Here is a 20,622-nt window from a genome sequence, read left to right as displayed (position 1 = left end):
GGCGCGCCGGCCGGCGCGGGTGCGGGCGCGGGAGGAGCGGCGGAGACGCAGGGGGGCTCAGGGGCGCAGAACCCCGCGACCGCGGCGGTTTCTGCGGGCGGTTCGGGTGCCGTGACCGCGGCGGGTTCCACGGGCGGTTCGGGTGCTGTGACCGCGGCGGGTCGCGTATGTGGTTCGGATCGTACGACTGCGGCGGGCGGCTCCGTCGGATCGCCCTGTTTCTTCCGATTGCCCGGCGCATGGGGGAACCCTGTCGCCACCAGAGAGGCCAGTTCGGCGTATGCCCGCCGCGTGTCGGCCCGCAACTGGGTCAGGTCGAGTTCGGCGCCGGTGGCGAGGTGCGCGTCGAAGGGGATCGTGACGACTCCGTGGCAGCGCCCGGAGAAGTGCTCGACGATGCGGTCGGTCCTGACCAGCGTGGGGCCGGGGTGCACGGCCGAGAGGACCACGAGGGCGCGCCGCGCCAATTCGGCGTGACCGTGCTGGGAGAGCCAGTCCAGGGTCACGTCGGCGACGGCCGCGCCGTCGACGCTCGCGGTGGCGACCACCACCAACTGGTCGGTGCGCGCCAGCACTCCGCGCAGGGCTTCCTGCATCAGGCCGGTGCCGGAGTCGGTGACGACGAGGGAGTAGGCACGGCTCAGGGCGTCGACGACCCGGTGGTACTGCTGGGTGCCGAAGGGCGTGGAGAGCGTGGGTGTGACGTCGTGGGCCAGGACCTCCAGACCGTTGGGGCCGGTCGAGGTGAACCTGCGGATGTCGTCGTGGCCGTCCAGCTCCGGGAGGGCGGCGAGGAGATCCAGAATGGTGGAGTCGTTCTCCCGGTGAACCCGATGGCCGAGGGTGCCGCCTTCGGGGGAGGCGTCGACGGCAATCACCGGCTCGTCGCGCAGGCCGGCCAAGGTCGCGCCGAGCGCGGCGGCCGTGGTGGTCTTGCCCGTCCCGCCCTTCAGGCTGATCACCGAGACACGGTGGCATCCGGCGATCGGGGAGCCGGGCCCCGCGACGGACGGGGGCCCTTCGGCGGCCGGTCTGCCGCGCTGGGTCAGCAGACGGCGCAGCCGGGAGAACCACGGCGGTTCCAGCAGCAGCTGCTGGGCGGAGAGAGGGGTGCCCTCCGCCGGCGGGCGGATCCCGTCGTCAGCCGCCGGAGGGGACCAGAGGCCCGGTTCGAGCTGGTCGGGGCGGGGTCCCGTGGTCGCGGGGACACGGGCGGCCGCGGCCACGTCGGCCGCCCTGTTCCGCCACTCGGTCAGTTGGTCGCGGATCTCCAGAACGGCCGGGTGGTTCGCCTCGAACGCCCGCCCCATGTCGTCGAGGAGTTCGGCGTACGCCGCCGCCGCGCCCGCCGCGTCGCCGGCCCGGCCCCGCCAGAGCGCGATGTTGTGGCGAGTGAGGAGCGTGTCGGGATGCGCCGGACCCAGTACGGGCAGCCGGTCGGCCAGCAGTTCGGTGTACGCCACCGCCGCTCTGGCCGGATCGCCCGCGATGCCCTGCCAGCGGGCGAGATTGTCCCGGACGGTGAACACGTCGGGGTTGTCCAGGCCGAGCACTCGCTCCAGGTCGTGGAGGAGCTCACGATAGGCGGCGACGGCGCCGGCCGCGTCCTGCGAGGCGCCGCGCACCCGTGCCTGGTACCCGCGGGCGGCGAGGGTGTCGGCGTGGTCCGGGCCGAAGCGCTGGTCCAGCCGGGCGTACAGCCAGTCCCAGCGGATACGGGCCGCCCGGACCATCCCGGCGTCGATGAGGTTGCGGCCCACCTGGAAGAGCAGCGCATGGCAGTGGGACCGCCACAGTGCCTCCCCGGCGTGCCCGGTCAGCAGGTCCGCTCCCGACCGCAGCGCACGGCACAGGAGGGACCGCGGCTGGTCGGACGCCGTGCGCCACAGCGTATGCAACGCGTCGGCCGCGCTCAGGAACAAGGCGTCCCGTGCCTCGGCGGGCACCGCTCTGCGCACGGCCGTCTGCACCAGGGTGCTCAGCCGCACGGCCGGATGCGCCGTGTCGCTGTCGGGCTCCACCAGACGCAGCCGGCGCAGCACATCGAGGGCGTCCAGAACGTCCCGGGCCTCGACCGGGAGGGACGCCTCCGGGGCCTGCCGCCCTCTTCGGAGCGCGAGGTAGCGCAGGGCGGGACGACTCGTGAGCACCGCGACCGGCACACCGTGCGGATCGAGTACGGCGGCCAGTTCGAGCACGGGACGGGCCAGGCCGGCGCACTGACGGTCCGCCGTCTCGACCGCCAGCCACCAGCCGGCGGTGACCGCGTCGCGGGTGGGCCCGGCCCCGCCGGGACCGGCCAGTCGGGTGAGCAAGTCGTGGTGGGCGGCGCAGGTCAGTCCGGAATGTGCCATGCACGCGGCAGCCGTGGACAGCGCCGACGGGTGCTGTCGGAGACCGGCGGCGAGTGCCGCGACATCGGCGGGATCGTCCACACGGCCGTGGCGGAGGAGTTCGCGCGTCAGCTGGTCGGCCGCCTCCTCGGGGAGGTACGGACCGATCTCCGAGCATCCGCCGCCGTCCGGCAGGGACGTGGCGCGCCGGGCGGTGACCAGGACCCTGCCGTTGGGCCGTGCCGGCGGCCACAGACCGTGCAGGTTGGCTGTGTCCGGCACCCCGTCGAGGACCACCAGCCAGCGCCGGTCGGTCCAGCTCAGCCAGGAGCGGAATGCCTCGGCGGAGCGTTCCGGCTGGCCGGGGTCGTGGTCGGTGGTGGCCGCTGCGGCGTCGGCGTAGCCGCAGACGAGCGCGTCGCCGCTCGCGGCGTTCACCCACACCACCAGGTCGGCCGAGCCGTCCCGCAGAGCGCGCCGGGCGAGGTGCGCGGCCAGCTGCGTCTTGCCCGTTCCCGCAGGACCGGCGAGCACGTGGCTCGACGGCGCGCCGTCGAGCAGGGCGGCCTCGGCACGATGACGGAACGGCACCGCCTCGGACGGGATCCGCCCCACCAGCGTCACGGGCGAGCCCGTTCCCCCGTCGAACGAGACCGCGCCGGCTGTCGCGGGTGCTGTCACGGTGGCGTACGGGCTCCGGCTCAGCTGGGCCAGGCGGAACAACTCCGTTGCGCGTTCGGCGCGTTCGACGCCCGGGGATTCCTCCAGCAGCAGCTCGAACCGCGTCTGGAGGGCGGCCTCCACCCTGACGCGTAATTCGGGATCGTGCGCCTGCCGCACGGCGGCCGCGCTCAGGTCCAGACGCTTCAGATGCTCCTGCTCGGCCCGGAGGTCGCCCCTGGCGAGGAACCGCGCCGCCCAACCGCGCACGACCGTCCACTGGTCGGTGGTGGTCGCTTCGGCAACGGCCGCGCCGGCTGCTGCCGCCGCGACGAGGGAGGCGTCGTCCAGCATTCAGCCCGTCCCCCCTTCGCGCCTCTCCACGGCTGAGGCTGTTTCCATAGAAGCACAGCCGACCCGAACGCACGGGTACACCACCCGGCCCTGTCGTCCGACGGTGGTCTCAATTCGCTGTTGAACGGCGACTGTTGTCGGTCACGCGGAGATTCCCCGCGCCGTCGTCCATGACGCGGCAGGGTCCGCCGGGGGTTCGCCGTACGGGCGGTGCCCGGTGCGTGGCACGCTCGCCGGAGGTCACACGAGGGGTGGGGCGGACAGTTGGTCCGCCGTACGGATGTGGTGGTGCATCGTGGCGGCGTCGGCGTCCAGTCCTCGGTCGGTGTAGATCGCGGCAGCTTCCTGCCAGCAGTCGACGGCGTCGTTCACCCGTCCGAGGTGGAGCAGCGAGGTGGCAAGGACCGCGAGGGGCCAGGCGAGCGTCTCGTCCTGGCTGCCGAGAGACGCCCGGCCGAGCGCGACGGCGCGTCGGCAGTGGATGATCGCCATGTCGTGGTCGCCGATGCCCTGCCAGCCCTTGGCGATGGCCGCGTGTGCGCACGCCTCGCCGTCGGTGTCGCCGAGTTGGTGGCGCAGCGTCGCGCTCCGTGTTCCGTGGTCGACGGCTTGGTGGTGGTTGCCGAGATCGGCGTGGAGTGTGGCGAGGTTGCCTTCCGCGACCGCTTCCCAGCGGCCGGTGTCGAATCCTCTGCTGAGTGCGCACACTTCGTCGAAGTGGTGCAGTGCTTCGTGGAACCGGGTCTGCCGGCGCAGTAGTTGGCCGAGCTCGGTACGGGCGGCGATCTGGAGGTGGACGTTGCCGACGTCCCGGGCGAGTGTGGAGGCGCGGGTGAGATCGGCCTGGGCGTCGGGGTGTTGCAGGTGCGCCAGTGCCTCTCCGCGGGCGAGCAGAGCGTTGGCTTCGTGTTCGGCGCGGCCGGACCGCCGCGCCGCGAGCAGGGCCGCGGTGGCGGTGTCGACGCGTTCCTCCCAACTGCCCATGAGGACGAGGAAGCCGAGTGCGTCGACGAGGTGGAGGGCGTAGCGGTCCATGGTGCGGTCGACGGCGTGGTGCAGGGCGGCGACCAGATTGTCTCGTTCGGCGGTGAACCAGGCCCAGGCGTGGTCACGGTCGGGCATGGGGTGGGGGTGGGCGGGCTTCGCGGGGTTCGTCACCAGGCGGGTGCAGGTGGGGTAGAGCCGGCGGTCGGCGGTGTGGGCGGTGTGGCTGTACCAGGTGAGCATGGCGTCGAGGGCGTGGCGGCGCTCGTTCTCGCTGTCGTGGCGGCCGGCCAGCTCGTCCGCGTAGGCGCGGAGCAGGTCGTGGAAGCGGTACCGGTCGTGCGTGACGGGTTCGATGAGGTGCGCGTCGGCCAGTGCGTTGAGCAGATGCCGCGCCTCGTCCGGTGCCAGGTGCGCGAGGGCCGCCGCGGCGGGCGTGGAGAGGTCCGGGCCGGGGTGCAGGCCGAGGCGCCGGAACAGGTTCGCCTGCCGGGGGGTCAGCTGTTCGTACGACCAGTCGAGCACGTTGCGGACCGCGGCGTAGGGATCCTTGCCCCAACTGAGCGCGTCGAGTCTGGAGTTGTCGTGGGCGAGTTCGGTGACGATGTCGGCGACGGAGGCGTGCTCGTAGGCGGCCGCGCGCCCGGCGGCGATCCGCAGTGCCAGCGGCAGGCGCGCGCACAGCCGGACGAGGTTCTCCACCGCGGCCGGTTCCGCTCGGGCCCGCGCGGGGCCGATGATGCCGACGACCAGGTTCAGGGCCTCGGCCGGGGACAGCACGTCGAGGGTGAGCCGGTGCGCGGCTTCGGTGACCACCAGGCCGGTCAGGCTGTCGCGGCTGGTCACCAGCACCATGCAGCCGGGTGCTCCGGGCAGCAGCGGCCGGACCTGCTCGGCGCTGTTGGCGTTGTCCAGCACGATCAGCATGCGCCGGCCCGCCGCGAGCGTGCGGAAGAGCCCCGAGCGGGCGCCGGTCCCTGTGGGTACCGCCGCCGGGTGTACGCCGAGTGCGACCAGGAAGTCGTCGAGTGTCTCGTCCGGGCTCGCGGGCTTGCCGGGACCGTAACCACGAAGGTTGGTGTGGAGGGTGCCGTCGGGGAACCGGTCCTGGACGCGGTGGGCCCAGTGCACGGCGAGCGTCGTCTTGCCCACCCCGCCCGATCCGTCGAGTGCGGAGATCACCACGGCCTGCCCGTTGGCCGGCGGTAACAGGGCGTCGAGCGCCGCCAGATGGTCGGCGCGGCCGGTGAAATCGCGGATGGTCTGCGGCAGTTGCCGTGGCACGGTCGGGGCGACGTCCCGGGACGGCCGGGGGGCGGGTACGGTGCGGACAGCCCGGGTGCCGCTGCCCCGAGGGCGTCGTGGTTCACCGCGCAGGATCTGCTCGTGCAGCCGCGCTACGTCCGGCCCGGGGCCGACCCCGAGTTCCTCGGCGAGGCGGGTTCTGAGGCGGTGGAAGACGTGCAGCGCGTCCGCGCGTCGGCCGCAGTGGTCCAGCGCCGTCATCAGCTGCGCGTGCAGCCCTTCGCGCAAGGGATGGTCGTGTACGAGATCCGCCAGGTCGTCGGCCACTTCGCGGTGCTCGCCGAGTTCCATCCGCCAGGTGACGGACAGCTCCAGCGCGCTGAGCCGCTGCTCGTCCAGCCGTACGGCGGATCTGGTCAACGCCGCGGTGCCCAGGCCGTCGAGCGCGGTCCCCCGCCAGAGGTCCAGCGCCGTCCGGATCACCCCGACTGCCCGTTCGAGCCTGCCCTCCGAGGCGTGGCGGCGGCTCTCGGCGACTCCGGCGGCGAAGCGGAGCGAGTCGAGATCCTCCTGCCCGACGCGGATCAGGTAGCCGGGTTCCTCGGTGCGGATGAGCCGCTGCCCGGTGTCGCCCAACCGCTCACGCAGGGCCGAGACGGAGTTCCGTAACTGTTTGACGGCCGTGGCGGGCGGTTCGTCGTCCCAGGTCATCTCCGCGAGCCTGGACAGCGGCACCACCGCGTTCGGTGCCAGCAGCAACGCGGCCAGGACCCGCTGCCGACGGGCTCCGGGCACCGGCAGCCGATCCTGGCCGGCCCAGACCTCGAGCGCGCCGAGTACGCGAAAGTCCATCCCCCGCACGTCCCCCCATCACCGAAAGCGACCGAACCAGAGCATAGCGTCCACGGGAACGGCCCCTCAACGGTGACGGTGACGAGGTGATGACGCCGTGGGGACGGCACGCGAGACGGTGATCGCCGTCGAGAGCGGCATCAACACGGAGGACGGAAAAATGAGGAAGTTCATCGGCAGTCTGTTCGGAGCGGCCGTCACCGCCACATTCCTGGCGACGGCACCAGGAGCACAGGCGGTTCCCGCGCCGGCGAGCGCGCTCGCGCCCGCGGGCGTCCAGGAATCGATCAGTTCGTCGTTCTACTGCGGGGCGGCGAACGTGTGGAGGAGGTGCAGCCTGACGTCGAGCCACTACCCCGCCGCCTGGACGTGGGAACTGAACGGTGTCTCTCCGAGCGTTCATCTCCTGGTCGACAATCACGCGGCCGGCGGGGAAGCCTGTCGCATCATCGTGAACGGAGGAACCTTCGACGCGAGGTACATCGACCCCACGTACAAGCTCTGGACATGGCTGGGCAACGCCGGGCGCGACCCGGAGATCCAGCTCGAATGCATCCGCCGGAGCCAGAGCGGCGACGCGGGAATCGGGGGCCGCATCCAGTTCAACTACTAGCGTCTTCCCTTCCGGCCCGGGTGACTGCGGTGGTGTTATCCAGGGCCTGGCACGACATGGATGCGCCCGGGCAACGCTGCGAGGCTGACACCGCCGAGGAAGCCGTTGACCAGGGAGTCCGTAGTGATCGATGTGACCGTACCCGACCTGACCGGAAGGCTCGCGGTGGTGACCGGCGCGAGCGACGGCATCGGCCTGGCGCTGGCCGGGAAGCTGGCCCGGGCGGGGGCCGAGGTGGTCCTGGCGGTGCGGAATCCGGACAAGGGCGCCGCGTCCGTCGGGAAGATCCGGGCAGCCGTGCCGGGCGCCGCCGTTTCCGTCCGCGTGCTCGACCTCGCGTCGCTGGCGTCGGTCGCCGCCTTCGCGACGCAACTGAGCGAGGTGGGGCGGCCGGTCGACATCCTGGTCAACAACGCCGGCGTGATGGCACCGGCCACGCGGCACACGACAGCGGACGGCTACGAGCTCCAGCTCGGCACGAACCACCTGGGGCACTTCGCGCTCACCGGCCGGATCCTCCCCCTGCTGCGCGCCGGCCGGGCCCGGGTCACCACCCTCACCAGCAGCGCCGCCCGCTCGGGCAGGATCAACTGGGAGGATCCGCAGAGCGAGCGGAAGTATTCGCCGGTAGGCGGCTACGGACAGTCCAAGCTCGCCAACCTGCTGTTCGCCCTCGAACTGGACCGGCGCAGCGAGGCGGGGGAGTGGGGCATCACCAGTAACGCCGCTCATCCGGGCACCACCGTGACGAACCTGTACGCGTCCGGTCCCAACCTGGGCCGCAGCCGCCCGTCGCCGTACGAGGCCGTCATGACCCGGCTGGCCCGCCTCGGTGTCCTCGTACACGGTGTCAAGGCGGGGGTGCTTCCCGTGGCGTACGCGGCGGCCGGGCAGGGCGCCCAGGGCGGTCGTTTCTACGGCCCCGACGGTTTCGGGCAGTTCACCGGCCGCCCGACCGAGCTGAGCGTCTACAAGGCAGCCCGTTCCGAAGCAGCGGCGACAAGGCTCTGGGACATGTCGGAGCGGCTGACCCGGGTCACCTTCGACGGGTCCTGACGTGTCTTGACGGGTCCTGACGTGTTCGCGCCCGGGGCGCTTTCGAGGATACTTTCCCCATGGACAGGGCCCGACTCGCGACATTCCTCCGCACCCGGCGCGACACGCTGCAACCGGAGGACGTGGGACTGCCCCGGGGGCGGCGACGGCGGACGGCCGGGCTCCGGCGTGAGGAGGTGGCCGCGCTGTGCGCCGTGTCGACCGACTACTACAGCCGGCTGGAACAGGAGCGAGGACCGCATCCGTCGGAACAGATGCTCACATCGATTTCCCGAGGTCTGCACCTCTCCGCCGAGGAGCGTGACCACCTGTTCCGGCTCGGCGGCTACGCGACTCCGCGCCGGGCCGGCCGGAGCGACCGTATCGAACCAGGAACCCTGCGCATCCTCGACCGGCTGGCCGACACTCCCGCCCAGGTGGTGACCCTGCTCGGGGAGACACTCCGGCAGACCGCCCCGGCGGTCGCCCTGCTGGGAGACGAGACGCGCCACACCGGGTTGGCCCGCAGTCTGCACTACCGCTGGTTCACCGACCCGGGGACCCGGGTGATCCATCCCAAGGACGATCACCCGGCGCACAGCCGCGCCCTCGCGTCACACCTGCACGCGACCTACGCCAGGGACGGCAAGGGCTCGCGCGCCGCGGCCGTCGTGGACGCGCTGCTGCCCGCCAGCGCGGAATTCGCCCTGCTGTGGCGGGAGCATCCGGTGCTGGAGTCGTACTGCGCCCCGAAACGCATCCTGCATCCGGAACTCGGACTGCTGGAGCTTCACTGCCAGACCTTGATGGACCCCGACCGGTCTCAGGCCCTACAGGTCTTCACCGCCGCACCCGGGTCGGAGAGTGACGAGAAGATGCGCTCGCTGTCCGTGGGCGGCGAGCACCGCGTGTGATCCTTCCGCCCTGAGGGCCGCTCTCAGGGCCGGCCTGAGAGCGGCCCTGAGTGTCCTGGGGTGTATGTCAGGAGCGCGATCGCGGCTCAGTCCGCGCGCCCCGTCGCCGCGACCGTCACACCCAGGCCGATCATCGCGAATCCGCCCGCGCCCCCCACCACCGAGAGCCTGCGGTCCGAGCGGGCGAACCAGTCGCGGGCCGCCGAGGCGCCCAGTCCCCAGAGGGTGTCCGTGATCAGGCCGATGGTGATCGGTACCAGACCCAGCAACAGCATCTGCGCCGGCACCTGGCCGGCCGAGTGGTCCACGAACTGCGGCAGTACGGCCGCGAAGAACACCACGCCCTTCGGGTTGGTGATCCCGACGACAAATCCGTCCGCGACGGTACGCAGATCCCCGCGCGCGGGGCCGACAGGCGCGGACATCGTGGAGGCCCGCATCGACTTCCGGTGCCGGAAGGCCTGAACGCCCAGGATCACGAGGTACGCGGCACCGGCCAGCTTCACGACCAGGAACACCGTCACCGAGCGCTCCACGAGCGCGCCGATCCCCAGCGCGACCGCCACGACCAGGGCGTACGAGCCCATGACATTGCCGAGGACGCTCGCCAGCGCCGCCCGCCGGCCGAGGGCCAGCGCCCGTCCGATCACGAAGAGCACGCTCGGCCCCGGGATCACGATCACCAGCAGGGACATCGCGGCGAAGGCGAGAAAGCGGTCGGTCGACACCATGTCGGGCACCCCCTTGGGGCGCCATTCAACCACCCGCCGACCGGGGCGGTCCGGCCCAGGTCAGCGGGTGGCCACTGTCTCGACGCGTCCGGTCGCGACGTCGTAGACGAGGCCCGAGACGCGCGCACTCCCGAGGCGCTCGTCGGCGCGCAGCACCGAGACGTCCAGGGCGACCGCGCCGTACGGGTCGTCGACCAGCATCGTGGCCAGACGGTTCTCGGAGACGTCGAAGTAGGGCGCGAGCAATTCGGGGCGATCGCCGATCCTTCTGATGCCGCACTGGGTGTGTTGCAGGACGATCAGGTCCCAGTCGGAATCGATGTCGTCGTCGACCGCCTGTGCGACGTTACGGAGCATGAAGAGCTCTTCGAGAGTACGAGGAGTGACGCGCCCGCCGACATTGCGGATCGCCATGATCTCCCCTGGAGCCGCACCGAGCACCACGGCCGGGTCGACACGTGCGTCGACGCAGCCGATGACGATCGTCGCGAGTGCGGGCCGCATACGCAGGCTCGCGTCGTACTCGGATTCGGCGAACTTCTTGTTCCGGCCGGTAAGGGTCTCGACAGTACCCACGAGGCGCTCCTCAGAGATCTTGGAAGATTCGGGTCCGGCTCCGCGTGATCACGCTAACCTCGGGACCGCATCCTTGCGAGCGTGATCAGCGACCGGCGTTGATGACGTGGGCGTGTGCGCGGGCGAACTCGCCGACGGTCATGGACCGCTTGCCGGTGATCTTCTCGATGTTGTCGTCGGAGCCGGCCATACGGCCGTCCTGGTAGTCGGCCATGATGCCGCTGATGCTGTCGACGAGGAACGGCGCGAGGCCGAGCTCGCGCAGGTCGGCCGCGTACTCCTCCAGGGGCAGATCCTGGAAGACGATCTTCCTGCCGAGCGCGTCGGACAGTTCGGCGGCCAGCTGCTCGAAGTCCATCTCGACCGGGCCGGACAGTGCGGTGACCCTGCCGACGCGCTTGTCGGGATCCTTCAGCAGCGCGCCGATGGCACGGCCCTGATCCTGGGTCGCGACCGGGGCGCAGCGGCCCTGTCCGGCCGGCATGCGCAGGACGCCCTGCTGAAGGGGAGCGAGCACCCACGGGTAGAGCAGTTGGTCCAGGAACATGGTCGGGCGCAGGTGTGTCACGTCCAGCCCCGACCAGTTGAACACCTCTTCGGCGAGGTACGTGTCGCGACAGGAGGGGCTGACGGACTCGCGGTTCACGGAGCGCTGCGACAGGTGGAGAGCGGTGCGCACACCGGTCTCCTTCACGGACTGCGCGAAGTTGACGGCGGCGTGGACGAGACCGGAGTCGATCGGGAAGACGAAGTACGCCGCGTCGGCACCCTCCATGGCCGGGCGCACGGTGTTGATCTCCAGCAGATCGCCGACGACGATCTCCGCGCCGAGATCGGCCAGGGCCTCGGAGCGCTCGTCGTGGCCGCGCACGAGGGCCCGTACCCGCATGCCGAGCGCGAGGCTCTCCTTGACGGCGGCCTGCCCGGTATTGCCGGTCGCGCCTGTCACGAGGACGGTCCTGGTATCGGTCGAAGACGGCATGCGGTCCTCCAGGTGAGCTGTTCACGTGATGTGTTGCCGGGGCCGCGAGGGCCGGTCCGACATCAGCGGTCGGGCTGGCGGTCGGGCTGGCGGTCGGGGCTGAGACGCGTCCCGAGTCTACTCTCCAGATCGATGTGAACTGCATTGGGTAGACTGAACTTGCAAAAATGAAGTGTCGACCTATGCTCGAAGCATGACATCACTCAAAGACGCAACAGTTCTCGTCACAGGTGCCAACGGCGGACTGGGAACCGCCTACGTCGCCCTCGCCCTCGAGCGCGGCGCTCGCCGCGTCTACGCCACGGCGCGTCATCCCCGGCAGTGGGACGACGAGCGTGTGGTGCCCCTGACGCTGGACGTCTCCGACCCGGCCTCGGTCGAGGAGGCGAAGGCTCAGGCCGGTGACATCTCGATCCTGATCAACAACGCCGCCACGTTCCCGCGCGGAGACCTGCTGACGGCTCCCGTCGACGAGGTACGGGTCACGATCGACGCGAACCTGCTGGGCCCGATCCTGACGGCACGTGCTTTCGCTCCCGCGCTTCGCTCGGCGAAGGGTGCGCTCGTCAATGTCGGTTCCGTGCTCAGCTGGTTCGCCGTCGGCAAGGCCCACAGCGTCTCCAAGGCGGGGCTGTGGATGGCCACGAACGCCTTGCGGCTCGAACTCGCTCCGGACGGCGTCCACGTCCTGGGTGTCTACCCCGGGCCGATCGACACGCCGATGCAGCCGGGCGCGGACCGCGCGGGGATGAACAAGCCGTCGGACATCGCCGCCGCCACGTTCGACGCGCTCGAATCCGGGGAGTTCGAACTGATCCCGGACGAGACGGCCAGGAAGGTGCACGGCGCCCTGTCCCACCCGGTGACCGCCCTGTACCCGACGCTGGCACCGAAGTAGCCCAGCGGTCACCTCGCGAGGGGCCTAGTTCTGCTCGGCGAGGCCGGCCGTGGTTCGGGTGTCGTTCCTGGTGTCGTTCCTGGGGAGGGGAAACACACTGATGAAGGTGTCGAGGAGTGCGGGCGGTCCGTCCAGTTCGACCAGCCCGCACTTGGCGGCTCGCATCAGCGCCCGGTAGGAGGCCAGCCCGTCCGGGTCGAAGGTGATGACCAGGTCGGGCCGGCCGGGCGACGGGCCGACGCCGGCGTCGAGTCTTCCGTCGGTGACGACGGCGTGCAGCACCATGTCGGGGGAGCGGATCTCCCAGGACGCGGTCAGTCCGGCCGCCGCTTCCGGATCGAACACGCCGCGAAGTGACAGGGTCACCGAGCCCGGGGTGACGATGTCGCCGGGCCGGGGCTCTTCGAGCTGGCCCGCTCCCCAGAGCCCGAGGGCAAGGATCGCTGGTTCGAGGTCACGTCCGACGGGCGTCAGGGCGTACAGGACACCACGCTGCGGCGCCGGTGCGATGCGGCGCTCGACCAGGTTCGCCTCCTCGAGCTCTTTGAGCCGGGTGGAGAGCACGTTGGTCGGGATGCCCGGCAAGCCGTTGAGCAGGTCCGTGTACCGCTGTGGCTGTACCGACAGATCGCGAACGATCAACAGGGCCCAGCGCTCGCCGACCAACTCCAGGGCCCGGGCGAGGCCGCAGTACTGCCCGAAATCGCGACGTTTCATGCAGCAATAGTATCAAGCTTGCATCGTCAATGCTTACATCAGTTTCAAAGGTTTTGCTTGCAAAGATGAAGTTGCGTGGTGGGAGTTTCCACGCACCGTGACCGTCACTCTTCGGTTGCCCGATGCAATGGGCGAGCTTACGTTCAGGAGGACGAGTTGATCCTGGTGAACAGTGTCCGGCCAAGCGGCGGAACGCATTCCGAGGTCACTTCCCCAAGGCGTGACGCCGCCCCGTTCGTAGCCCTGACAGATGTGCGGCGTATGGAAGGAAGGCCTCAAGCATGGTCGACGTGAATTCTTCGAAGAGCCTGGACGTCAACGTATTCAACGCACCTCGCAGGCCCGCCGTCGGCGAGCGCCCCTTCGAAATGGGGCCGCCGTTCGGCTGGGATCCGACCACGGCGACGCTCGTCTACGGCGAGCGTGATGCCGTACTGGTCGACGCGCTCACGACCGTGGCCGAGGGCGAGGCCCTGGCGAACTGGATCGCCCTGCACGACAAGAACCTCACGACGGTGTACATCACTCACGGACACCCCGATCACTTCTTCGGGCTGCCGCCGGTGCTCGAACGCTTCCCGGACGCCAAAGTGATCGCCACACCCGGCACGATGGAGGTCATCGCGCAGACCCCGCCCGAGCTGATCGAATTCGGCCGGAAGATGTGGCCCGGTCTGCCCGAGACCATCGTCCTGCCCGAGCTGTACGAGTCGGACACCTTCACGCTCGAGGGCGCGGAAATCCGCATCATCGAGCAAGGGCGTACCGACGGACTGCACAGCACCTCGCTGCACGTGCCCTCCATCGGCCTGGTCGTCGGCGGCGACGTGCTCTACAACCAGTGCCACATGTTCGTCGGCGAGACCACACCGGCCAGCCGGGAGAACTGGATCGCCGCACTCGACCGGCTGGCGGCACTCGACCCGAAGATCGCGATTGCCGGTCACAAGAAGACCGGAGCGCCGGACACGGCCGAGTGCATCGAGGACTCGAAGCGCTACCTGCGCGATTTCGGCCGTCTCCAGGAGTCCACCACCTCCGAGCAGGAACTGTTCGAAGAGATGGGCAAGCTCTACCCGCACTGGGACAGCCACCAGTCCTGGCTGATGTTCGGGCTGCCCCTCAAGACGATCCCCGAGGGAGCGGAGTGATGCTCGCGGACCACGTCATCGGCACCTGGCGGCTGGTGTCGTTCACGGCCGAGTACACCGAACGGCCGGGGATCATTCATCCACTCGGCCACGATGCCGTCGGCATCATCATGTACACGGCGGACGGGTACATGTCGGCGCAGATCATGCGGCCGGGCCGTCAGGACTACGACCTGCTCGACCGCGACGGCGGTGACCGCGGTGACCTCGAACAGGCAGCCGCCGCCGCGACCGGATATCTGGCCTACAGCGGCAGGTACACCGTGGACGAGTCGGCCAGAACGCTCCACCACCATGTCGAGGTGTCTCTCCTGCCGGCCTGGCTGGACACCGTACAGATCCGCGAGGCCACCCTCGACGGCGCTCGACTGACACTGGCCGCCGACGATCCCTTCCCGGGCGGCACGGTGCACTCCGTCCTGGTCTGGGAGCGGCCTGCCGCCCACCGACCTGAAACGGAGGTGTAGCCGGGGCGGAGATCCCGGAGGGCTGGATTGGCATATCCAATGCAGGGGTGCTAGCTTGGATATACCAATTCAGATGCGTGAGGCAGGGATTTCCATGACAGCGATCGCCGATTCCGTAGTACTGGTGACGGGTGCGAACGGGGGGATGGGCGGGGAGTTCGTCCGTCAGGCCCTCGCCCGTGGAGCGCGCAAGGTCTACGCGACCGCCAGGAGGCCGAGGATCTGGGACGACGAGCGTGTCGTGCCGCTTGCGCTGGACGTCACCGACGCCGTGTCGGTGGCTGCGGCGGCGGAGGTGGCGGGCGACACCACCATCGTGGTGAACAACGCCGCGATCACGAACACCGACCCGCTTCTGAGCATCAAGTTCGACGACGTGCGGGCGCTCTACGAGACGAATGTGTTCGGTCCTCTCGCTGTCGCGCAGGCGTTCGCGCCGATCCTCAAATCCCATGGTGGCGGTGCGCTCATCGACATCCACTCGGCGCTCAGCTGGCTGTCCACACCCTCGATCTATCCCTCGACCAAGTCCGCGTTCTGGTCGGTGACCAACGGTCTGCGAATAGAGCTGGATTCGCAGAAGACTCAGGTGCTGGGCGCTTTCATGGCCTTCATGGACACCCCGCTCATCGCCGAGCTCGACGTTCCGAAGTCGTCCCCCGCCGATATGGTCACCGTTGTTCTCGACGCCCTTGAAGCGGGCGCCCTCGAAGTGATCGCGGACGACATCAGCCACGAGGTCAAGCGGAAGCTCTCCGGCCCGCTCGAAGACCTCTATCCCCAGCTCACCGCCGAGCACTGAACAGCACGCCGGCAGGCCCCACGGATCCCTCAGGAGTGGACGACCCGGCCTGAATCGCCGCAGAGCGCGGACCGAGGGCGCCGGTTTGGTTTCGGTGCGTCAGGTTTAGAATGGGAATCATGAGCATCTTGGATCTCCCGCTGAACAGGTACTGCCCGATTGCTCACAGCCTTGAGGTACTGGGTCTGAAATGGAATCTGCTCATCCTCAGGGAGGCGTTGTACGGGCGTACGCGTTATGCGGAGTTCAAGGAGATCGGCGTGCCCACGGATGTCCTCATCGCACGTCTCGCCTCGCTCGTCGAAGCGGGACTCATGGAACGCCGGCCCTATCGCGAACCCGGAAAGCGCACGCGTGACGAATACCTCCTGACGGCCGCCGGCCGCGACGTGCTCCCGATCCTGGCCGCGTTCACGGCCTGGGGCAATGAGCACGAACGTGTGAGCAGCGAACCCGCGGTGCTGTTCGTCGACGAGGCCACGGAGGCACCGGTCACCCTCGCGTTCGTCGATGCGAGCGGTGCCCCCGTGGACCCCGAGCGGGTCCGGATGGTGTACGGCCCCGGCGCCACGCCGTCGGAGGACTGAGAACTCGCAACCCCCTGCTCCCAAAACCCCATGAACGTTGGACTGCCCATGACTTCGAAGATTGTCCTCATCACCGGAGCAAGTAGCGGAATCGGTGCCGCCACCGCGCGCCGACTGGCTGCCGACGGACACCTCGTCGTGGTCGGCGCGCGTCGCGTGGACCGCCTCGAAGCCCTCGTCCAAGAGCTCGCGGAGGCAGGCCACGAGGCGGAACACACCGCCCTGGACGTCACCAGCGCCGACAGTGTCAAAGCGTTCGTCGAGGGCGCGTTCGAGCGGCACGGCCGGATCGATGTCCTGGTCAACAACGCCGGCATCATGCCCCTGTCCCCGCTGTCCGCCCTCCGTGTGGACGAGTGGAACCAGATGATCGACGTCAACGTGAAGGGACTCCTCCACGGCGTCGCCGCGGCTCTGCCCCTCATGAAAGCCCAAGGGTCCGGTCACATCGTCAACATGACGTCGGCTCTGGCCCACTATGTCGCCCCCGCCACGGCCGTCTACAGCGCGACCAAGTACGCGATGCGCGCGATCTCCGACGGCCTGCGCAAGGAGAACGACGACATCAGAGTGACCGAGATCAGCCCGGCGTTCGCCGAGACCGAGCTGCTCCAAGGCGGCGACCCCGGCACCATGGCGCGGGTGGGGTCGGCGGCCGACAAGTTCAACCTCCCGCCGGCCGTCGTCGCGGACGCCATCGCGTACGCCATCGCCCAGCCCGCCGAGGTCGACGTCAGCGAGATCGTCATCCGCGCGCGCAACCAGCTCGCCTGATCGGGATTCTCGCGGGCCACTTCCGCCGGGCGCGGCCGGGGGCCGGGCCACTCGTCCGGGCGAATACGATCCGGGATCCACCGAGGTCAGTGCCGTATCGGGCATGAGTGTGTGCCGGGCCGGTGCCGGGTCTTGACCATACTGGGCCGCCGTGGAGCCGGTACGGGCCGGTGAGCCGGTGTAGGGGGAACGATGCCCGAGATGGAACTGGTCGCCCAGGCCTTGGCGGCGGGGGCGACGGCCGGAGTGACGCAGACGGTCCAGCGGGCCGCGGGGGACGCGTGGGACGGTCTGGTCTCCTTCGTACGCCGTGAGCGGTCCGCCGGCGACGACGAGGAGCCGTCCGGCACGGACGCGGGCGAGGCGGGCGGATCCATGGCCGGGCCCGGTCGCGACGACCGGGCGGGCAAGTACGTTCTTGTCGCGCATGAGGTCAAGGGCGTGGTGATGGGCGACAACGCTCGCCAGGACAACCACTTCCACTGAGCCGGTGACCATGAAGCCTTCCGGCGATGACCACGAAGACCGCGATGAACACGAAGACCGCGATGAACGCGACGGCCGCGAAGACCGAGACGCCCGCTACACCGTCCACCTGAACGACGCCAAAGGTGTCGTGTTCGGAGACCACGCCGTCCAGCGCAACGGCTTCTCGCGAAAAGTGACGGGTATCGTTCTGGCGGCTTTGGCGGCCGTCCTTCTGAGCGGGAACGAGACCCCGGAGGGGGCGTCAGGTCAGATCCGGTCCGGCCCGTCCGCGCCCCCGGGACCGTCGGGCTCGTCGCCCACGACCAGTCCCACGACACCTCCCGCACCGAGCCCTTCGCCGAGCATCTCGCCGACCGTCCCACCCGCACCGGTGGTCCTCCCGCCCGCGCCCGCGCCACCGGTCCGGCTTCCGCGTCCCACTTCCCCGCCCACCCCGTCCGCGGACCCCACGCCGAAGCCGTCACCGACAAGGACCTGCGGGTCGCGGCAGCAGTACCGGGTGAACAACAAGGCCCAGATCTGGGACGCCGAGGGGGAGCGCCTCGGCGATGTCGCGTCGGGGACGCTGTTCTTCCGGGAGGAGACCGCGAGCTATCCCTCGCCCGTCGACGACCGCTACTACGGCACGGTCGACGAGGTCATCTCCGGAAGCGCGACCGGCTACGTCCTGAGAAAGAAACTCGACTACGTCGGCACCGTCGAGATCTGCGACTGAGGCCAGCAGTACGGCCTCGCGGGACCCGGCGACCGGCCTCACGGCCGGCATCGCCGCCGCGGTCTCCACGATGAGCCGACGGCTCCGGGCGCCCTGCTCGTCGTTGCGTGCGCGCCGGACGCCCCGAAGCGATGCCGGGGCAACATTGCCAATCCAGGGTTGCAAGTCTAGGCTTGCAATCATGCGGCGGACGAAGGCGTACGAGGTGGCGGCGGCGATGCTGATGAGCGTCAGCCTCCTGAAACGGCGGATCCGGGACAGCGTGGACGACGCGGCCCTCACCAGCCCGGAGTTGCGGGTCCTCTCCCGGCTCGACCGTGCCGGCCCGGCGACGACGGCCGACCTGGCGCGGCAGGAGCAGATCACCCCGCAGGCGATGGGCTCCACGGTCGCGTTGCTGGAGAAGCGAGGCTTCGTCGCCCGCTCGCCCGATCCGCGGCACGGGCGCCGCATGCTCCTGGCGCCGACGCGGGAGGGCGAGGAGGCGCTGCGCTCGGGCAGCAGCGCGATCGCGGACCGGTTCACCGACGCCCTGCTCGCCGCCTTCGACGACGACGAGATCGAGGTGCTGCGGGCCGCCGCACCACTGATCGAGCGGTGGGCCGAGCGGATGTGAGGCGCGGACCACGCGCTCGCCGGATCGGCCGGACCGGCCGGATTGGGGAGATGTACCCATGGACATAGCAGTCATCGCCGACGTCCCGGCGAGTGAGAAGCCGAAGGACGGGCGGCCGGGGGCTCGCCCCCCTTCCGACACCGAGCACAAGTCACTCCTGGGTGACGTGGGCAAGGACGACCTGAGGTTCCGGTTCGTACGGAACCAGGAGAGCCTCGACGGTGGCACCGCCGCCCGCTACCCGCGACACCATCATGGTTTCCAGCAGATCCGGTGGACGGAATTCGGATCGGTCAACTACGCGCCCGGCCAGGACATCGCCGAGGGCGACATCGCCTATTTCCCGAAGGGCGCCTACTACGGGCCCCAGATGAAGGAGCACGGCGCGCAACTGCTCCTCCAGTACGGATTCGGCGACGACTACCCGGTCGGCGGCAAGGACTGGGCCGACAAGTACAAGGAAGCCACGAAGAGGCTTCGGCTCAAGGGCGAGTTCGAGGACGGCCGGTACGTCGACACCGACCCGGAGACGGGGGAGCGGCGTGAGCGCGACGGCGTGGAGGCGTTGCACGACGAGTACGCCGGAAAGAGGCTGGTCATACCACCTGAGGCGTACAGCGCCCCGATTCTGATGCACCCCGCCGCCTTCGCCTTCTACGAGGTGGGGCCCGGGGTCGAGATGAAGCGTCTCGGCCAGTTCTTCGACTACGCGGGGCCGAACGCCGACGTACGCATGTCGGTCCTCCGCCTGTCCGGCCGGGGACGCTTCGCCCTGGGGCAGGACAGGGCCCAGATCGCTTGGTCCGTGGGGCCCGGGCTGACGATCGAGGGGCGCGCGTATCCCGGGCTGACCTGCCTGTACAGCCCCCGCGAGGAGAGCGTCCTGCTCGCCTGCCGGAACGAGGATCCGGTCGACGTGTTTGTCGTGGATCTTCCCCGGCTGGACTAGCGGATTCTTCGAAAGCACCGGTCAGGGCCGCTCACGCGAGAAAAGGAACCACCCCCATGCCTCCTCTGGCAACCGGCGTCGCCCTCATCGCCACCACCAAGCGCGACAACGCGTTTCTGGTCGACGGTGACGACGGCTTCACTCTGGTCGACGTCGGCTGGGCCAAGGCCCCCGGCGTGCTGCTCGCCGCCGTGGACGAACTGGGCCGCAAGCCCGGCGACATCAAGCGCGTCGTGCTGACCCACGCCCATCCCGATCACGTCAAGGGCGCGGCGGAGCTGCGCCGCCGTACCGGCGCGCGGATCCTGATCCATGAGGCCGACGCCGGCTGGCTGGGGACGGGTCGTGTTCCCAAAGGGGGACGCTCCGGCGCGTGGGGGCACTTCCTCGACGGGATCCCGGCGCTTCAGTGGGCGCCGGTCAGCCCCGACGCGCTGCTGACGGACGGTGAACTGATCGAGGGCTCCGGCGGTCTGCGGGTCGTTCACACCCCCGGGCACACGCCCGGCCACATCGTGCTGGTCCACGAGCCCAGCCGGAGCGTCCTGGTCGGGGACGCGCTCTTCAATCGTGGCAGCGGGCTGGAGATCGGGCCGGCGGCGATGGCCGCCGACCCCTCCACCCGGGTCGGCAGTCTGACCCGTATCCCGCACGACGTGAGGGCTGTCGGGTTCGCGCACGGCGCGCCGCTGACGGGGGCCGGGGTGGAGGGCTTCCATCAGTTCGTACGGAGGTTGTCCCCGGAGGCGTGACCTCGGACGGCCCCCGAAGCGTGACCTCGGGGGCCGTCCTGCGCCCGCGCCGGCCCGGCGTGCCCGCCCGCGGCGGCCTGCCGGATGCCCCCGAGGATGAGCGCGAGACCCCGGTCGAACTCCTCGTCCGCGTGGTCGGCGCTGACGGCGGCGAGCCGGGAGAGAGCCGGGAGAGTGCCCTCGGCGAGGGCGCCGATGCGCCGGGCCTCTGCGGTCGCGGCGCCCTCCGGGGCCAGGGGGCCCGCGAGTCCGGCCTGGGCGAGGCCCATCACGAAGGCCATGACCGCCCGGAAGGCGGTGAGCAGATCGCCCCCGCCGAGGCCCGAGCGGGTGAGGGCGGACGCCAGGACCTCCGCCGGGGCCAGAGCCGCCGGGCCGGACGTGCGGCGCGTGAGGACGAGCGGTACGGCGGCCGGGTGCGCCCGG

22 protein-coding genes are annotated in these 20,622 nt (G+C 70.2%); 14 read left to right on the top strand and 8 right to left on the bottom strand.

Features of this window, described 5'->3' with window-relative positions:
• Together GT042_RS30870 and GT042_RS30865 are read right to left on the bottom strand one after the other, a co-directional pair.
• On the bottom strand, positions 1-3,347 hold a 3,347-nt coding region (locus GT042_RS30870; RefSeq protein WP_161311991.1), incomplete at its 3' end, for a MinD/ParA family protein.
• A gap of 240 nt (positions 3,348-3,587) precedes the next feature.
• The gene (locus GT042_RS30865; RefSeq protein WP_161311990.1) at positions 3,588-6,428 is read right to left on the bottom strand and encodes a BTAD domain-containing putative transcriptional regulator; all 2,841 of its coding nucleotides are present in this window, start codon (positions 6,426-6,428) and stop codon (positions 3,588-3,590) included.
• Positions 6,429-6,525: 97 nt separating this feature from the next.
• Between GT042_RS30865 and GT042_RS30860 the strand changes: the two genes are divergently transcribed.
• The 3 genes from GT042_RS30860 to GT042_RS30850 all read left to right on the top strand — a co-directional run bounded on the left by GT042_RS30860 (position 6,526) and on the right by GT042_RS30850 (position 8,990).
• On the top strand, positions 6,526-7,041 hold the full coding sequence (locus GT042_RS30860; protein WP_161311989.1) for a hypothetical protein: 516 nt from the start codon (positions 6,526-6,528) through the stop codon (positions 7,039-7,041).
• A 123-nt stretch (positions 7,042-7,164) separates the two neighbouring features.
• Positions 7,165-8,097, top strand: coding sequence for an SDR family oxidoreductase (locus GT042_RS30855; protein WP_345943981.1), 933 nt, complete (start codon positions 7,165-7,167; stop codon positions 8,095-8,097).
• A 59-nt stretch (positions 8,098-8,156) separates the two neighbouring features.
• On the top strand, positions 8,157-8,990 hold the full coding sequence (locus GT042_RS30850) for a helix-turn-helix transcriptional regulator (protein ID WP_161311987.1): 834 nt from the start codon (positions 8,157-8,159) through the stop codon (positions 8,988-8,990).
• Positions 8,991-9,076: 86 nt separating this feature from the next.
• Here GT042_RS30850 and GT042_RS30845 read toward each other — a convergent pair whose 3' ends face one another.
• From GT042_RS30845 to GT042_RS30835, 3 genes are all read right to left on the bottom strand, one after another.
• Positions 9,077-9,721 (bottom strand): LysE family translocator, encoded by a 645-nt coding sequence (locus GT042_RS30845; protein ID WP_161311986.1) that lies wholly within the window; start codon positions 9,719-9,721, stop codon positions 9,077-9,079.
• Positions 9,722-9,781: 60 nt separating this feature from the next.
• Positions 9,782-10,297, bottom strand: coding sequence for a carbonic anhydrase (locus GT042_RS30840; protein ID WP_161311985.1), 516 nt, complete (start codon positions 10,295-10,297; stop codon positions 9,782-9,784).
• 85 nt (positions 10,298-10,382) lie between these two features.
• Positions 10,383-11,279 carry an NAD(P)H-binding protein gene (locus GT042_RS30835; protein ID WP_161311984.1) on the bottom strand — a complete coding sequence of 299 codons (897 nt, stop codon included), beginning with the start codon at positions 11,277-11,279 and terminating at the stop codon, positions 10,383-10,385.
• 193 nt (positions 11,280-11,472) lie between these two features.
• Between GT042_RS30835 and GT042_RS30830 the strand changes: the two genes are divergently transcribed.
• Positions 11,473-12,177 (top strand): SDR family oxidoreductase, encoded by a 705-nt coding sequence (locus GT042_RS30830; RefSeq protein WP_161311983.1) that lies wholly within the window; start codon positions 11,473-11,475, stop codon positions 12,175-12,177.
• A gap of 24 nt (positions 12,178-12,201) precedes the next feature.
• Here the strand turns inward: GT042_RS30830 and GT042_RS30825 are convergent, their stop codons facing one another.
• Positions 12,202-12,894, bottom strand: coding sequence for a helix-turn-helix domain-containing protein (locus GT042_RS30825; RefSeq protein WP_161311982.1), 693 nt, complete (start codon positions 12,892-12,894; stop codon positions 12,202-12,204).
• Between the two features lie 281 nt (positions 12,895-13,175).
• Here GT042_RS30825 and GT042_RS30820 point away from each other — a divergent pair, with 281 nt between their 5' ends.
• The 6 genes from GT042_RS30820 to GT042_RS30795 all read left to right on the top strand — a co-directional run bounded on the left by GT042_RS30820 (position 13,176) and on the right by GT042_RS30795 (position 17,161).
• Positions 13,176-14,045, top strand: coding sequence for an MBL fold metallo-hydrolase (locus tag GT042_RS30820; protein ID WP_161311981.1), 870 nt, complete (start codon positions 13,176-13,178; stop codon positions 14,043-14,045).
• Positions 14,045-14,512, top strand: coding sequence for a lipocalin-like domain-containing protein (locus tag GT042_RS30815; protein ID WP_161311980.1), 468 nt, complete (start codon positions 14,045-14,047; stop codon positions 14,510-14,512). The genes GT042_RS30820 and GT042_RS30815 overlap by 1 nt, the downstream gene beginning before the upstream one ends.
• Before the next feature lie 94 nt (positions 14,513-14,606).
• Positions 14,607-15,314, top strand: a complete 708-nt coding sequence (locus GT042_RS30810; RefSeq protein ID WP_161311979.1) for an SDR family oxidoreductase — start codon at positions 14,607-14,609, stop codon at positions 15,312-15,314.
• 119 nt (positions 15,315-15,433) lie between these two features.
• Positions 15,434-15,901 (top strand): helix-turn-helix domain-containing protein, encoded by a 468-nt coding sequence (locus tag GT042_RS30805; RefSeq protein WP_161311978.1) that lies wholly within the window; start codon positions 15,434-15,436, stop codon positions 15,899-15,901.
• A gap of 48 nt (positions 15,902-15,949) precedes the next feature.
• Complete coding sequence (locus GT042_RS30800; protein WP_237531365.1) at positions 15,950-16,675, top strand: SDR family oxidoreductase; 726 nt, start codon at positions 15,950-15,952, stop codon at positions 16,673-16,675.
• Between the two features lie 192 nt (positions 16,676-16,867).
• A complete protein-coding gene (locus tag GT042_RS30795; RefSeq protein ID WP_161311976.1) occupies positions 16,868-17,161 on the top strand; it encodes a hypothetical protein in 294 nt (97 codons plus the stop codon).
• 249 nt (positions 17,162-17,410) lie between these two features.
• Here GT042_RS30795 and GT042_RS30790 read toward each other — a convergent pair whose 3' ends face one another.
• A complete protein-coding gene (locus GT042_RS30790; protein WP_237531364.1) occupies positions 17,411-17,674 on the bottom strand; it encodes a hypothetical protein in 264 nt (87 codons plus the stop codon).
• On the opposite strand from GT042_RS30790, the gene GT042_RS30785 reads away from it, so the two are divergent.
• From GT042_RS30785 to GT042_RS30770, 4 genes are all read left to right on the top strand, one after another.
• The gene (locus tag GT042_RS30785) at positions 17,664-17,879 is read left to right on the top strand and encodes a hypothetical protein (protein ID WP_161311974.1); all 216 of its coding nucleotides are present in this window, start codon (positions 17,664-17,666) and stop codon (positions 17,877-17,879) included. The two genes, GT042_RS30790 and GT042_RS30785, sit on opposite strands and share 11 nt — an antisense overlap.
• Positions 17,880-18,060: 181 nt before the next feature.
• Entirely contained in the window at positions 18,061-18,495 is a 435-nt protein-coding gene (locus tag GT042_RS30780) for a MarR family transcriptional regulator (protein ID WP_161311973.1), read from the top strand.
• Positions 18,496-18,553: 58 nt separating this feature from the next.
• A complete protein-coding gene (locus GT042_RS30775; protein WP_161311972.1) occupies positions 18,554-19,444 on the top strand; it encodes a hypothetical protein in 891 nt (296 codons plus the stop codon).
• 56 nt (positions 19,445-19,500) lie between these two features.
• The gene (locus GT042_RS30770) at positions 19,501-20,196 is read left to right on the top strand and encodes an MBL fold metallo-hydrolase (RefSeq protein ID WP_161311971.1); all 696 of its coding nucleotides are present in this window, start codon (positions 19,501-19,503) and stop codon (positions 20,194-20,196) included.
• On the opposite strand, the gene GT042_RS30765 is transcribed toward GT042_RS30770, so the two are convergent.
• Positions 20,163-20,622: TetR/AcrR family transcriptional regulator C-terminal domain-containing protein (locus GT042_RS30765; RefSeq protein WP_202534230.1), on the bottom strand; the 460-nt coding region annotated here is incomplete at its 5' end. The genes GT042_RS30770 and GT042_RS30765 overlap by 34 nt on opposite strands.

This window comes from Streptomyces sp. SID3212 (genome assembly GCF_009865405.1).
Classification (GTDB): domain Bacteria; phylum Actinomycetota; class Actinomycetes; order Streptomycetales; family Streptomycetaceae; genus Streptomyces.
This window is presented reverse-complemented; position numbering and strand designations above follow the sequence as displayed.